Source organism: Acidovorax facilis (assembly GCF_023913775.1).
In the GTDB taxonomy this organism is placed as follows: Bacteria; Pseudomonadota; Gammaproteobacteria; order Burkholderiales; family Burkholderiaceae_C; genus Acidovorax; species Acidovorax facilis.
On record NZ_JAMXAX010000041.1, the window covers coordinates 1 to 13,453 of the forward strand.

The window sequence follows — 13,453 nt, forward strand, 5'->3', positions numbered from 1 at the left end:
CCCGTCCGATCTGTTCTGGTCTTTCACCTGGCTGGCCCTGCAAGGTTTTGGCGGCGTGCTGGCCGTGGTGCAGCGCGAGCTGGTGGAGAAAAAGCGCTGGATGACGAACGAGGAGTTTGTCGAGGACTGGGCCGTGGCACAGATCATGCCGGGCCCCAACGTGGTCAACCTCAGCATCATGATTGGCGACCGCTACTTTGGTCTGCGCGGCGCGTTGGCGGCGCTGGCGGGCATGCTGACCTTTCCGCTGATCCTGGTGCTGGCCCTGGCCGTGGTCTATGCGCAGTTTGCCAGCCACCCGGCCGTGGCCGGTGCGCTGCGCGGCATGGGCGCCGTGGCGGCGGGGCTGATTGCGGGGGTGGGCATCAAGCTGTTTGTGTCGATCAAAAACCACTCGTTGGGCCGCCCGCTGTGTGTGGCGTTTGCAGGGCTGACCATCGTGGCCATGGCGTGGCTGCGCTGGCCGCTGTTCTGGATTTTGCCGGTGATCGGTGGCGCGGCCTGCGTGCTGACGTGGAGAAAGCTCGCGCCATGAATGCAGCCACCACCCTCACCACACCCTTGACGGCCCTGGGCGCGGGCGACTGGTTCAACCTGTTCCTGTACTACCTGTCGCTGTCGCTGCTGGCCGTGGGCGGCGCCATTGCCACCGCGCCCGACATGCACCGCTACCTGGTGGAGCGCAACGCCTGGCTCACCGACCCGCAGTTCAACGCATCCATCGCCATTGCCCAGGCTGCACCCGGCCCCAACGTGCTGTTCATCGCCCTGCTGGGCTGGAACGTGGGCATCAACGCAGGCGGCCCGGGCCTTGCAGGCTGGCTGCTGGGCGCCCTGGGCATGGCGGTGTGCATGCTGGGCGTGATGCTGCCCAGCAGCCTGCTGACCTGGACAGCCACCCGCTGGGGCCACCGCAACCGCGAGCGGCGCGGCGTGCGCGCCTTCAAGCAAGGCATGGCGCCGGTGGTCATTGGCCTGCTGCTGGCCACCTCGTGGGTGCTGACACGCGCACACGGCAACTTCGACACCGCTTGGCCCCTGTGGCTGCTCAGCGCCGTGACCGTGGTGCTGGTGTGGCGCACCAGGCTGCACCTGCTGTGGATGCTGGGCGCCGGGGCGGTGCTGGGGGCTATCGGCTGGGTGTAGCTGATGGCAGAGGTGCCGCGCTTGGCACCCCTGCGTGACACGGGGCTGGGTCAGCTGATCCGGCGCCCGTTTTCCGCGTACACGGCCAGGTAGATCGCGTCGGAGCCGATGTAGGGCGCCTTGTTGCCAAAGCCAACGTTGAAGTCACCAAACGACAGCGCGCGGATGCTGGCCAGGCCCGCGCGAAGGCGGTCGCGTGTGAGGTCCTTGCCCGCGTTTTTGAGCCCCTCGATCATGATCTGGCCGTTGAGCCAGCCTTCAAGCGCGCTGCCGCTGTTCAAGAAGGCCGGGTCAGCCCCGGTAGCCTTCATGGTGCTCTGAAACTTGCGAACCACCACCGATTTTTGCGAATTCGCGTCCGGAAACACCTGCACCAGCGCAAGGCCCCGTGTGGACGCAGCCAGCTTGGGCAGCTCGGACGAGATCACCGTAACCGACAGCCCCGCCAGCGGCACGCCCTGTGCCTTGGCACGGAAGGCCTGCACAAACGCGGTGTTGGCTGTGCCCGTGGTGGCCAGCAGGACGGCACCCGGGCGCTCTGCAGCCACCTTGTCGGCCAGCTCAGCGCCGTTCTTGCCGTCCACGGCCAGTGCAAACTCGCCACCGCGCTCTACCTTGATCTCGTCCAGCGCGCGGGACATGTCTTTAAGCACTTCCTTGCCAAACGGGTTGTCCAGGTACACCACGGCAATGCGTTTGAGGCCCATGTCCACGATCTGCTTGACCAGGCGCTGCGTCTCTTCGCGGTAGGTGGGGCGCAGGAAGAATACATGGCGGTTCTCAGGCGCACGCAGCGAGGTCGCGCCCGTCACCGGGCCCACGGTGGGAATGCCCTTGGATTCGATCAGCGGCAGGATGGATGCCGTGTTGGCCGTGCCCAGTGGCGAGATCAGCGCGAACACCGACTGGGCCTCGACCATCTCGGTCACGTTCTTGAGGGTGCGTGCAGCCACATAGCCATCGTCCTTGGGGTCCATGCGGATCTCGCGGCCATGCACGCCGCCAGCGGCATTCACTTCCGCAAACGCGGCCTTCATGCCTGCCACCTGCTCGATGCCAGCCTGGCCCAAGGGGCCGGTCAGTGCGATGGAGCAACCCAGGTTGATGGTGCGGGCGGTCAGTGCGTCTTCGGCGGCCTGGGCCGTGTGGGCCCATGCGGGCAGGCCGGTGGCAGCAACGGCCTGGGTGGCGCGCAAGAGAAATTGACGACGGCTCATGGTGTGGGAGATCCCGAAGAAAGCAAAGGTGGGGCAGCCTAGCGGCAGTTGGGGAAACTTGCTGTCAGTTTCGCGACAGAACATACCCAGAAAGGACCGGCTCTCCCCAGGGTATGCAGCACTTGGCGACGGCAGCCTGCAGTGCACAGGGTGCCGAACCGCACGACACCCCGACATCGTGCGGGCCAACGCCGCACTCCGTGAAACTCACCGGGGCACGTTGTGGATCAGCAGATCACCGCGCAACGGCGGCGTCTGTCTGCGTCGCTGCGCCCATGGTTTCCCGACCTACAGGCCCTTGCGCCGAATTGCAGCAAATCCCGCAATGGCCAGAAGTCCGGCGAGGAACAGCATCGCCCACTCGGAAAGGGAGGGGATGGTCGAGGGCGGCACGAATCCATCCAAGTTGTTGGTGAAGGTGCACGCGATGGCCGCCCCTGCTGCAGTGGCCGCTGCATCCAGCGTGACGGTGCGCGTCAAGAGGTCGTTTGTCTGCGTTCCACCTGAACCCAGGCCGGTGCAACTGATGGAAGCCAGGGTGTAACCCAAGGGTGGCGCTGCTTCAGTGATGGAAGTGCTGACACCCGCTGCGGTCAGCGTCTGCGTCGCCCCAGCCACGGCCGAGCCGGATGCCAGGGTCGTGATGGACTGGTTGGCAAAGCCGTTGCTGCCGCTGAAGCCAAACGTACCCACGCCACCATTGGAGATTTTGGATACCGTGATCGAAGGCACGGTGGGGGCTGCACACACGCCAGGGAGCGAAATCGCATTGGCGCTCGTCGTTACGGTTCCGCCCGACGTCAAGGCTCGGCCGGACAAGGTGGCACCGGCGCCCATGGACATACCGGCGTTTCCAATGACCGTTCCGATGAAAGTGGAGTTGGCACCCAGCGTGGTCGCGGCAGTGGGCGCCCAAAACACATTGCCGGCGCAAGCGCCACCATTGAGGGAAACGATGGAGTCGGCGGCGGTGTTGAGCGCCGCAGTCGTCGCCCCGGCGCCGGGGCGAAAGACGTAGATTCCAGAACCGTTCAGGGTTACCGTCGAGCCAACACTCATGGCTCCCGTGCTGGAATAACAGCCAGGCGGGATCACTCCAGGCGTGCCGCCGCTCACAACGACGGCACTGAGATCAACGGCGGAGCCGAGGGGAATGCAGGTGCCCAGTTGGGAATCCAGATCCGCCAGCGCAATGCCTTGGTCGGCAATCTCGGTATCACACGGCGTTTTGACGACCCCGGTCACTGTGGTGGGCGCAGTGGACGGGGGAGTGGTATAGCAAATCGAGCCGGTGATGATGGTCGGATTTCCACTGTTGGTAAAGGTGTCGGAAACGATGGCGAAGTTGCTGGCACTACCCAGCGGCGGTGCCGTCGCCGCCAATGCGCCACAGCTGTATGTCAGGGACAGCAGGGAAACAAGCCCCAGGCTCAGCAGCAAGGCGGGATTTTTCCGACCGAACTTGGACTGGAGGGGGGCAGCATCGCGTGTGGCGTACCCTGATTTGGTGAGGGTGGTTGTGCTGTCGGATGGCATGGTGTTAAACCTTCTGTGGTGACTTAAAAGTCATTAATCAAACAAAAACTTACCTTGTGTGACCCACAGTACTGCGCCTGTCTGCCCAGCGGTGCGATTTGCGCGAGTTATGTCCATTGCGCCCATTAGTCGGGCAGTTGGCCTACACCCATGACCCCGTCGCGTTACACATGGGCGCCGCCTGGAGGGCCCCTCTGCAAAAATTCCTATGGATTGCGCTATCGCGGCCTTGGGGCCTTGGAGATGGGGCGGTGCACCCGCTGGGTGTGGCTGCAGAGAGCTGCAATGCAATGGCATTGACGATGGGAAGGATCTGCTCAGCCAGCTTGTGAAGATCCAGCAAAGCCGTGGGCGTGGGGTTTTGCCGAAGCACAGGACGTTCGATTCGCCGGGGACTATTGGTCCAAAGGATGCACCTTAATGACTCGCTGTGCGCCATACTGCCTGCAGCAAGCGAAACTGGCACGCTCCCTCATACCAGCGCCCTGCGCAAGGGCTGCCCCGCCACGCTGGGGGCGTACCCCCCGGGGGGGGGAAGGCGCGAGGCGCCTCAGGGGTCAAGATCTCTGCCGCAGCGCCTCGTACAGGCACACGCCGCTGGCCACCGATACGTTCAAGCTCTCCACAGCGCCCTTCATCGGGATGCTGACCAGCTCGTCGCAGGTCTTGCGCGTGAGCTGGCGCATACCGTCGCCTTCGGCGCCCAGCACCAGGGCCACGGGGCCTTTCAGGTCGACCTGGTAGATGGTCTTGGGCGCGTCGTCGCTGGTACCGATGCACCAGATGTTGCGCTCCTTGAGCTCATTCAAGGTGCGCGCGAGGTTGGTCACCATGAAGTACGGCATGGTTTCGGCTGCGCCGCTGGCCACCTTGGCCACGGTGGCGTTGATGCCCACGGCGTGGTCCTTGGGGGCGATGACGGCATGCGCGCCCGCTCCATCGGCCACTCGCAGGCAGGCGCCCAGGTTGTGCGGGTCGGTCACGCCGTCCAGCACGAGCAGCAGGGGCTGCTCAATGCCGGCGGCTTCCAGGTCTTCCAGCAGTTCATCCAACGAGGTGGCAACCTTCACGGGCTCTACCCGCGCAGCCACCCCCTGGTGGCCATGGCTGCCAGCCAGCTTGGCGATGCGCACGCTGTCGGCTTCGATCAGGCGGGCACCGGCCTCGCGGGCGCGGTCGAGAAACTGGCGCATGCGGGCATCGCGCCGCGTGGCCTCGTAGTAAATCTCGATGATGGATTTCGGCGCGGTCTTCAGACGCACGCCCACGGCGTGAAAGCCGAAGAGAACTTTGGGGCTGGACATGGGGGGATTATCTGCTGGCGCAGGGCACCGGCTTTGGAAAACTATCAATTTGATAGCTGCTACCGCTTTATGAATAAGCGCTAGAGGCCAAAAACACTCAAAAACCTGGTTTCCGCCTCCCTCTCAGCGCGGCAAATAGCGCTTACACGACCCGCCCGGCTTCGATGGTGATGCGCCGCTCGCACTGCTCGGCGATGGCGCGGTCATGGGTGACCAGCACCAGCGTGGTGCCCTGCTCGCGGTTCAGGTCGAACATGAGCTTCATGATGGTTTCGCCGGTGGCAAAGTCGAGGCTGCCCGTAGGCTCATCGGCCAGCAGCACGGCAGGTTGCACCACAAACGCTCGCGCCAGCGCCACGCGCTGCTGTTCGCCACCCGAGAGCACCTTGGGGTAGTGAGAGAGGCGCTGGCCCAGCCCCACGCGGGCCAGCATGTCGGCGGCTACCTTGCGGGCATTTTTGCGAACTTCAGGGCGGTTGGCCAACTCCAGCGGCAGCATCACGTTCTCCAGCGCGGTGAGGTTGCCCATGAGCTGAAAGCTCTGGAAAACAAAACCCACCTTCTGGGCACGCAGCGCAGCGCGCTCATCCTCGTCGATGGCAAAGAGGTCGTGGCCATCGAGCCGCACCGTGCCACGGCTGGGGGTGTCCAGCCCCGCGATGATGGACAGCAAGGTGCTCTTGCCCGAGCCCGACGCGCCCACGATGGCGGCGGTTTCCCTGGCGGCCAGGCGGAAATCGATATCCCGCAGAATGTCGAGGGTTCCGGTGGAATCCGTGACCGATTTGAAGACATGCTCCACGGCAATGATGGGTGTGGCAGCAGCTGTCTTGGGCAATGGAGAGGATTCGGACATGAAAGGCTCTTTACTTTGATTCGATATCAGCAACGGCGCCACTTTATCCTGCGCGCCTCTATCGGGCTTCTGGTGGGGCTTTCGGCGCCCTGCGCCATAGCCCAGGCAACGTCCAAGACAGCGGCCGCGCCGATGCGCCAGCCCGTGATCCTGGTGCTGGGAGACTCTCTGAGCGCCGAATATGGCCTGGCACGCGGCACGGGCTGGGTGGCGCTGCTCGAAAAACGACTGACCCAGGAAAAGCTGGCCGCTACGGTGGTCAACGCCAGCGTGAGTGGGGAGACTACTTCGGGCGGCCGTTCGCGCCTGGCGGCGCTGCTGGCGCAGCACAAGCCCAGCCATGTGGTGATTGAACTGGGCGGCAACGATGCCCTGCGGGGATTGCCGCTCAAGAACACGGAAGAGAATCTGACGGTTATGACGCAGGCGGCGCAAAAGGCCGGGGCCAAGGTGCTGCTGGTGGGCATGCAGGTGCCACCCAACTATGGCACCGACTATGCCAACAAGTTCGCGGGCCTGTTCACCACAGTGGCCAAGGCCCAGAAGGTGGCCGTGGTGCCTTTCTTCCTGAAGGGGGTGGCCGACGGGCCCGATCCGACCCGCCTGTTCCAGCCTGACCGCATCCACCCGCGCGCCGAGGCGCATCCGCAGATGCTGGCCAATGTGTGGCCGGAACTGAAAAAACTCTTGCGCTGAGGGCTCAGGCGCCGGGAGCGCCTGTGGGCTGGTCCGGGGCCGCAGCATCGCCGTTGGGCTGGCCGTCAGCGGGCTGGTCGTCGCCTTGCGGATCGTCCGGCCTGCGCTGTGTTTTGGACCTCAGCTTCTCTTCCTTTTTTTTCTTTTTGGCGAGTTCGCGCTGGCGTTTTTCGTATCCGTAGTTGGGTGTTGCCAAGGTAATTGCTTCCTGAAGTTGAGACTCACTGTAACAGCATGGGTTTTTCAAGCCCCCGCTGGGGGGCGTTGGAGCGGGATGACCGATGCGCGGTACGCATGCCAGCTTGCAAAGCCCAGAACCGGCCCGGCCACCAGCAGCCCGATGCCCCAGAACCAGAGGGAAAACACCACGATGGTGGTGATGAGTGCGCCCCAGAGCAGCATCACCAGGGGGTTCTCCAGCACCACGCGCATGCTGGTGATACCGGCCGTAAGCGCATCGGTGTCGCGGTCCAGAATCATGGGAATGGACACCACGGAGGTGGAGAACACCAGCGCTGCAAATACGCCGCCCACCACCAGGTACACCGCCACAAAGCTCCAGTTCTGCGGGCTGAAGACCGCCTGCAGCACGCCCGTGGTGGACGGCATGCCGGTGTTGAAGAACACGGCAAACACCACCAGAGATGCACGCCCCCACAGCAGCTCCAGCACCACAAGCACCAGCACCAGCATGCCCATGCTGCCCATGTGGCTGTCCCAGCAGGTGAGCGATTCGCTCAGCTCGGGCTTGAGCCCCGCCTCGCGCCGACGGCTGGTGTCGTACAGCCCCATCGCCAAGAAGGGGCCTACCAGCAGGCAGCCACTCGCCAGGGACATGGTGTATTCAGGCCGAGTGCGGAACACCCAGCCCAGCACCAGCGCCATGCACCAGAAGCAAACGCCATAAAACAGGGCAATGCCGGGAGCCGCGCGCACATCCTGCAAGCCCCTGGCCAGCCAACGGAACGGGTCCGCCAACCCCAGGCGCTGCAGGGTCACGGGCTGGGCCACCGAGGTGTCTGGCGCCAGTTGCTGGGCCGGATCGGCAGACGCAGGGAGGGGGTTGGAGGAATCCGATGGGGTGGCGGTCATTCGGGCAGTTCTTGGAAGTGGCAGCGGGACACCCGCGAACACTCACACTAAGCCAGCCCTCGGCGGTGCGCCACTGAGGAAACTACCACCCCGCGCAAAAAAGACAGGCCTCAGCCTGCCGGGAAGGCGTGCTCCAGGGCCTGCTGCAGATCGCGCCGCAGGTCTTCCACCGCCTCCAGCCCGATCGAAAACCGCACCAGCGTGCCCGGCTTCAAGTGCGCGGGCGGGCGGCTGCGCATGCTGGCGATGTTGTAGGGCACCACCAGGCTCATGGGGCCGCCCCAGCTGTAGCCCAGCTTGAACAGCCGCAGGCCGTCGCAGAACGCATCCACCTGCTTCTGGGTGTAGCGGGCATCAATCATCACGCTGAACAGGCCCGCTGCCTGCCCCGCCCCGACCTGCCGTGCGCCACACAGTGCCTTCCAGTGTGCGTGGCCGGGCGCGCCTTCCAGCGCGGGGTGCAGCACCTGCACGATGGCGGGCTGCTGCTGCAGCCACCGCGCCAGAGTGCGGGCCGCTTCGTCATGGGCGCGGTAGCGCAGGCCGATGCTGGGCAGCGCGCGCAGCACGAACTCCGCGTCGTTGGCCCCCACCCCCAAGCCCAGCCGCATGTGGGTGAGCTTGATCTTCATGTGCAGGCCCGGGTCCCGTGTCATGACGCTGCCCATCAACACATCGCCGCCGCCACTGGGGTACTTGGTGAGCGCGTGGGCCGAAACATCCACTCCCAGGCTGCCATCACCCGTGAGGTCAAACGGCGCAAACGCGAGACCCGCGCCCCAGGTGTTGTCCAGCGCCGTGGTCACGCCGTGTGCGCGGCAGATGCGCACCTGCTCGCACAGGTCGGGAAACTCCATGCTGACCGAGCCCGGAGCCTCCAGCCACACCAGCCGGGTTGCAGGGGTGATGCGGGCGGCCAGATCGGCTGGGTCGAGCGGATCGTAAAACCCATGGGTGATGCCAAAACGCGCCAGTTCACCATTGGCAAGGTCTTTGCCAGGGCCGTAGGCGTTGTCCGGGATCAGCACTTCGTCGCCGGGCTGAAGCAGGGCCAAGGCCACGTTGGCAATGGCGGCAAGGCCGCTGGGAACCAGCACGCACTGCAGGCCGCCCTCCAGCGCACACAGGCGCTCTTCCAGGATGAACGTGGTGGGCGTGCCGTGCAGCCCATAGGTGTAGCCGCTTTTGTCCTTCCATTCGCGCGAGCGCATGGCCGCGACGTTGGGAAAGATGACGGTGGAGGCCTTGTACACCCCCGGCTGGGGCGCTACGAAACCAGCAGGAGGAACGTAGTCATGGTGGACGATGCGGGTGGCGAGGTCGGTGTCGTGCTCTTTCATGCCGACCATGGTAGCGCGCCGCCAGGGCGTGAACCCGGGCGGCGCGTGGTGTGAAGCGCTGTTTGCGGCGCCGGGGCTGATGCCAGCCCGCGCGCTTAGCTCGCGCTGACCACCAGCTGATTGTTCACAGAACTAACGCCATTCACGGCCTTGGCAATGCCTTCGGCGCGCTCACGGGCCACGGCGGAGGGTGCGGGGCCTTTCAGCGTCACACGGCCATTCGCTGTATCGACATCAATCTTCACCGCGCTCAGGTCGGGGTCCTTGGCGAGGCTGGCGCTGATCTGTGCGGTGATTTCTGCGTCACTCAGAAAAACCATGCCCTTGTTGGCGGCATCCTTGGCCGAAGATTCTGCATTCGCAGCACCCTGCTCCACCTTCGTCTGAGCGTTCTCCATGGCACTTTCGGCCTTGGCGCGGGCTTCGGCAGCGGCCTGCTCGGTCTTTTCGACGGCGGAATCCAGGCGCTGGCCCACAGTCGGCTCTTCCTTCTTGCCGCAGGCAGATAGGCCCAAGGCCAGGGCGCTCACGGCCAGGATGGTTGCGATACGGTGTGCAGGACGCTGGGAAATCTTCAGATTGTTCATGCGGAAACTCCTTGCGGTTGAAACATGGCGAGACTGTAAACGCAGGCAGGTGCGCACTAGGTCGGATGCAGCCTAGGCACCTGTAGGACGATGCCGCAAATTGCGCAAAGCTGGCCCGATGCCGAGGCGCGACAATGTACCCATGGCTTTTCCCGCTGCGTCACTCACCCGTTGGTTCCCCTTTTTGTCCTGGCCCCGGCCAAACCGCGCCCTGATCAAAGGAGAGTTCTGGGCGGGCATGACGGTGGGCCTGATGCTGGTGCCGCAGGGGGTCGCCTATGCAGCGCTGGCGGGCATGCCGCTGGTGACGGGTATCTATGCCTCGCTGATTCCTGCACTGGTGGCGGTGTTGTTCAGCGCATCGACGCGGCTCGGCGTGGGGCCGACAGCGCTTACCAGCCTGCTGATCGGCGCGTCACTCACAGGCTTGGCCGAGCCGGGCAGCGCGCAATGGGTGGCCATGGCAGCGTGGATCGCTTTGCTGTCGGGCCTGCTGCAGCTGGTCATGGGGATGGCGCGGTTTGGCTGGCTGCTCAATCTTGTGACGTCCCCCGTATTGAGCGGGTTTACCCAGGCTGCGGCGTTACTGATTTTGGGCTCGCAGCTGGCCGCACTCACCGGGTTACGGTCAGACTGGGGGGCGCTGCTGTCAACGCCTTCGACCGGGCTGTTTGACCTCACGGCGGCGGCTTTTGGCCTGGGCAGTCTGGCGCTGCTGATTTTGGCCCGCCGCTGGCGGCCGAATTTTCCTGCAGCCATTGTGGTGGTGGGCGCGGCCGGCGCCCTGAGCTGGGCACTGGACTATGTGGACGCTGGCGGAGCCGTGGTGGGCGCGTTGCCCTCGGGCCTGCCGGCTCCGTACTGGCCCGGTGCGCTGCCATGGTCCAGCTTTTCTGCGCTGGTGATGCCGGTGCTGGTCGTCACGCTGGTGAGTTTTTTGGAGACGGCATCCAGCGCCAAGGTAGAAAGCCAGCGGTCTGGCGAGCGCTGGAATGAAAACCAGGACCTCATCGGCCAGGGCCTGGCCAAAATCAGCAGTGGGCTGTTTGGCAGCTTTGCAACCAGCGCCTCGTTCTCGCGCTCGGCCATCAACCTGTATGCGGGCGCCAAAAGCGGCTGGGCCACGCTGTTTGCCATTGCCCTGGTACTCGTGGTGCTGCTATGGCTCACTCCGGCGCTTTACCACGTGCCGCAGTCGGTGCTGGCTGCCGTGGTGGTAACCGCCGTGACCAGCCTCATCAAGCCCGGCATGCTGCTGCGCCTGTGGCGGGTGTCAAGGGTCGAGGCCGTGATCGGCGGCATCACCTTCGCACTGACACTGGCCACGGCCCCGCGCATGTACTGGGGCGTGCTGGTGGGTTTGCTGATGAACCTGAGCCACTTTCTGTACCAGCGGCTGCACCCCCGCATCATTGAAGTGGGCCTGCACCCGGATGGCAGCCTGCGCGACCGGCACCTGTGGCACCTGCCCGCTCTGGCTCCCCGGCTGCTGGCGCTGCGCATGGATGCCGAGCTGGACTTTGCCTCGGCCAGCGCCCTGGAGCGGCGCGTTACCGAGCACCTGGCCACCCATCCCGATGTAGTGCACCTGTGCCTGATGGCCCAGCCCATCAACCGGATCGACGTGACGGGCGTAGAGACCTTCGCGCAGCTGCTGGCCCTGCTGCAATCACGGGGGGGCACATTGCACCTCAGCGGCCTCAAGCTTCCCGTAGAGCAGGTTCTGCGCCAGGCCGGTTTGCTGGAGCCCGGAACGGGCCTCGCGATGTACCGCACCGACGCCGAAGCACTGGTAGCGCTGCAGCAGCTTCCGCAGCCGGTGGAACGGGTGTGATGCAGGAGCCTTCCACCCCCCTTTTCCCAGTACCGCTGCGGGTTTCACCTAGACCTGGGGCGGGGGCCCTTCCCGCTGGCGCACTGGTACACTGCACAAACTCTTTTTGCTCCATTTGTGTCTGACTCTGCGGCCTCTCATCTGGTAGATCTGCGCGACCTTCGCCTGGATACTGCCCACGCGCTGGTGGCTCAGGCTGGCGGCAGCGAAGCAGCGTTGCACCGCGAGGTGCCCTCGCGCTACCTGCAGGGCCTGATCGACGGACTGTGTGAACTCTCCCTCAAAGACCCGCTCACCGGTCTGGCCAACCGCCGGCACTTCCGCGCCGTGCTGGAACGCGAAATCGATCGCGTCACCCGCTCGGGAGAGGCAGCATTGCTGCTGATGCTCGACATTGACCATTTCAAGAAAGTCAACGACACGCATGGCCATCTGGCTGGCGACATCGTGCTGCAGTCGGTGGCGCGCACGCTCAGCGCCTGCGTGCGCCCCATGGACACGCTGGCGCGCTACGGTGGCGAGGAATTCGCCGTGGTGCTCCCCGCATGCCAGGCCGGCTTTGGCAGCGTGGTGGCCGAACGTATCCGGCGTGCCGTTGCCAACACGCCCATCAAGGTCTCGGGCTCGGTGGAACTCCACGTCACGGTGAGCATTGGCGGCGCCTTTGCCCTGCAGTGGATCCGCTCCACCACCTTGCTGTGGACCGACCGTGCCGACCACCAGCTCTACCAGGCCAAGGCGGCAGGCCGCAACCGCGTCAGCATTGAGGAGCAACCCGACAGCACTGTCAGTGCCGAAGAGAAAAGCCTGTTGTTTGGCCCGCTCTACACCCCCTCGGGTTGGGGCGACCTGCCTCCGGTGGACCCCAACCCAACAGGCAGCGCCTACTGAAAGTTAGAAGATGAGCGACGCGCTGTCCCCTCCCCCACCCACATCGCCAGCGGCTCCTGCTGGCGCCGCCTCACACTCGCACTCTGCAACGGGTGCCCGCATCATTGCCATCACCAGCGGCAAAGGCGGGGTTGGCAAGACCTTTGTGTCGGCCAACCTGGCTGCGGCCCTCACCCGCCGTGGCCAGCGCGTGCTGGTGCTCGACGCCGACCTGGGCCTGGCCAACCTGGATGTGGTGCTGAATCTGCACCCCAAGATCACCCTGCACGACGTCTTCACCGGCAAGGCCACGCTCGAAGAGGCCGTGATCCAGGCCCCGGGTGGCTTCAACGTGCTGCTGGCAGGCTCGGGCATGGTCGAGTATTCGCGCCTCACGCCCGAGGTGCGCAATCAATTCCTGAGCGTGATCCAGGCGCTCACGCCCCAGTACGACGTGGTGCTGCTGGACACCGGCGCCGGCATTTCCGACGTGGTGCTGTTTTCCATTTCGCTGGCGTCCGAGGTGCTCATCGTGGCCACGCCCGAACCCACCTCGCTGACCGACGCCTACGCCGCCATCAAGGTGCTGGCCATGCAGCAAAAGCGCCAGCATGTGCGCATGGTCATCAACCAGGCCGCGCGTCCAGGCGACGGCCGCGCCATCACCAGCCAGCTGCAGCAGGTGCTGGACCGCTTTGTCACCACTGAATCCGGTCGCCCGATGCGCTTGATCCACATGGGCGACATCCCGGCCGATCCCTCGGTACGCGATGCGGTCATGCGCCGCCAGTTGTTGCTGCTGCAAACCCCGGGCTGCCCTGCGGCCCTGGCGATTGCCCAATTGGCCAACAAGATCGAAACCACGCTGCTGACCCCGGCCGCCTGAGACGCCCGCAGGCGCCACAGCCCGGCAGCAGCGCGGTGCCCTCCCCCCGCTGGCCTCAGCGAGTTGCCTTGACCGAAGTGAAAGCGCGC

At 64.9% G+C, this 13,453-nt stretch carries 14 protein-coding genes; 6 read left to right on the top strand and 8 right to left on the bottom strand.

Annotated features, from left to right (window positions below; genetic code table 11):
* Together NFX52_RS13425 and NFX52_RS13430 are read left to right on the top strand one after the other, a co-directional pair.
* Positions 1 to 535, top strand: a 535-nt coding sequence (locus NFX52_RS13425; protein WP_252635677.1) for a chromate transporter, incomplete at its 5' end; no start/stop codon positions are given.
* Positions 532 to 1,146, top strand: a complete 615-nt coding sequence (locus tag NFX52_RS13430) for a chromate transporter (RefSeq protein WP_055398122.1) — start codon at positions 532 to 534, stop codon at positions 1,144 to 1,146. The genes NFX52_RS13425 and NFX52_RS13430, both read left to right, overlap by 4 nt.
* A 50-nt stretch (positions 1,147 to 1,196) precedes the next feature.
* Here NFX52_RS13430 and NFX52_RS13435 read toward each other — a convergent pair whose 3' ends face one another.
* The 4 genes from NFX52_RS13435 to NFX52_RS13450 form a co-directional block, all read right to left on the bottom strand.
* Complete coding sequence (locus NFX52_RS13435) at positions 1,197 to 2,363, bottom strand: ABC transporter substrate-binding protein (RefSeq protein ID WP_055398127.1); 1,167 nt, start codon at positions 2,361 to 2,363, stop codon at positions 1,197 to 1,199.
* Positions 2,364 to 2,651: 288 nt separating this feature from the next.
* Positions 2,652 to 3,899: an IPTL-CTERM sorting domain-containing protein gene (locus NFX52_RS13440; protein WP_082437429.1), complete on the bottom strand. Its 1,248-nt coding sequence runs from the start codon at positions 3,897 to 3,899 to the stop codon at positions 2,652 to 2,654.
* A 557-nt stretch (positions 3,900 to 4,456) separates the two neighbouring features.
* Entirely contained in the window at positions 4,457 to 5,203 is a 747-nt protein-coding gene (rlmB, locus tag NFX52_RS13445) for a 23S rRNA (guanosine(2251)-2'-O)-methyltransferase RlmB (RefSeq protein WP_055398120.1), read from the bottom strand.
* Between the two features lie 142 nt (positions 5,204 to 5,345).
* The gene (locus NFX52_RS13450; RefSeq protein WP_055398119.1) at positions 5,346 to 6,059 is read right to left on the bottom strand and encodes an ABC transporter ATP-binding protein; all 714 of its coding nucleotides are present in this window, start codon (positions 6,057 to 6,059) and stop codon (positions 5,346 to 5,348) included.
* Positions 6,060 to 6,074: 15 nt separating this feature from the next.
* Here NFX52_RS13450 and NFX52_RS13455 point away from each other — a divergent pair, with 15 nt between their 5' ends.
* Positions 6,075 to 6,755 (top strand): arylesterase, encoded by a 681-nt coding sequence (locus tag NFX52_RS13455; protein WP_055398118.1) that lies wholly within the window; start codon positions 6,075 to 6,077, stop codon positions 6,753 to 6,755.
* A gap of 4 nt (positions 6,756 to 6,759) precedes the next feature.
* Here NFX52_RS13455 and NFX52_RS13460 read toward each other — a convergent pair whose 3' ends face one another.
* From NFX52_RS13460 to NFX52_RS13475, 4 genes are all read right to left on the bottom strand, one after another.
* Entirely contained in the window at positions 6,760 to 6,951 is a 192-nt protein-coding gene (locus NFX52_RS13460) for a hypothetical protein (protein ID WP_055398117.1), read from the bottom strand.
* Positions 6,952 to 6,998: 47 nt separating this feature from the next.
* Positions 6,999 to 7,847: a DUF2189 domain-containing protein gene (locus tag NFX52_RS13465; RefSeq protein WP_055398116.1), complete on the bottom strand. Its 849-nt coding sequence runs from the start codon at positions 7,845 to 7,847 to the stop codon at positions 6,999 to 7,001.
* 110 nt (positions 7,848 to 7,957) lie between these two features.
* Positions 7,958 to 9,196 carry a PLP-dependent transferase gene (locus NFX52_RS13470; RefSeq protein ID WP_055398115.1) on the bottom strand — a complete coding sequence of 413 codons (1,239 nt, stop codon included), beginning with the start codon at positions 9,194 to 9,196 and terminating at the stop codon, positions 7,958 to 7,960.
* Positions 9,197 to 9,282: 86 nt separating this feature from the next.
* Positions 9,283 to 9,774, bottom strand: a complete 492-nt coding sequence (locus tag NFX52_RS13475; protein ID WP_055398114.1) for a BON domain-containing protein — start codon at positions 9,772 to 9,774, stop codon at positions 9,283 to 9,285.
* Between the two features lie 142 nt (positions 9,775 to 9,916).
* Between NFX52_RS13475 and NFX52_RS13480 the strand changes: the two genes are divergently transcribed.
* From NFX52_RS13480 to NFX52_RS13490, 3 genes are all read left to right on the top strand, one after another.
* Positions 9,917 to 11,608, top strand: a complete 1,692-nt coding sequence (locus tag NFX52_RS13480; protein WP_055398113.1) for a SulP family inorganic anion transporter — start codon at positions 9,917 to 9,919, stop codon at positions 11,606 to 11,608.
* A gap of 117 nt (positions 11,609 to 11,725) precedes the next feature.
* Positions 11,726 to 12,499 (top strand): GGDEF domain-containing protein, encoded by a 774-nt coding sequence (locus NFX52_RS13485; protein ID WP_055398112.1) that lies wholly within the window; start codon positions 11,726 to 11,728, stop codon positions 12,497 to 12,499.
* 10 nt (positions 12,500 to 12,509) lie between these two features.
* On the top strand, positions 12,510 to 13,364 hold the full coding sequence (locus NFX52_RS13490; protein WP_055398111.1) for a MinD/ParA family protein: 855 nt from the start codon (positions 12,510 to 12,512) through the stop codon (positions 13,362 to 13,364).
* Positions 13,365 to 13,453 lie beyond the last annotated feature (89 nt).

Excerpts from the sequence above, each read along its gene's own strand:
- NFX52_RS13450 (WP_055398119.1), bottom strand. The coding sequence starts at position 6,059 with ATGTCCGAATCCTCTCCATTGCCCAAGACAGCTGCTGCCACACCCATC.
- NFX52_RS13480 (WP_055398113.1), top strand. The coding sequence starts at position 9,917 with ATGGCTTTTCCCGCTGCGTCACTCACCCGTTGGTTCCCCTTTTTGTCC.
- NFX52_RS13430 (WP_055398122.1), top strand. The coding sequence starts at position 532 with ATGAATGCAGCCACCACCCTCACCACACCCTTGACGGCCCTGGGCGCG.
- NFX52_RS13435 (WP_055398127.1), bottom strand. The coding sequence starts at position 2,363 with ATGAGCCGTCGTCAATTTCTCTTGCGCGCCACCCAGGCCGTTGCTGCC.
- NFX52_RS13465 (WP_055398116.1), bottom strand. The coding sequence starts at position 7,847 with ATGACCGCCACCCCATCGGATTCCTCCAACCCCCTCCCTGCGTCTGCC.
- NFX52_RS13440 (WP_082437429.1), bottom strand. The coding sequence starts at position 3,899 with ATGCCATCCGACAGCACAACCACCCTCACCAAATCAGGGTACGCCACA.
- rlmB (WP_055398120.1), bottom strand. The coding sequence starts at position 5,203 with ATGTCCAGCCCCAAAGTTCTCTTCGGCTTTCACGCCGTGGGCGTGCGT.
- NFX52_RS13470 (WP_055398115.1), bottom strand. The coding sequence starts at position 9,196 with ATGGTCGGCATGAAAGAGCACGACACCGACCTCGCCACCCGCATCGTC.
- NFX52_RS13490 (WP_055398111.1), top strand. The coding sequence starts at position 12,510 with ATGAGCGACGCGCTGTCCCCTCCCCCACCCACATCGCCAGCGGCTCCT.
- NFX52_RS13475 (WP_055398114.1), bottom strand. The coding sequence starts at position 9,774 with ATGAACAATCTGAAGATTTCCCAGCGTCCTGCACACCGTATCGCAACC.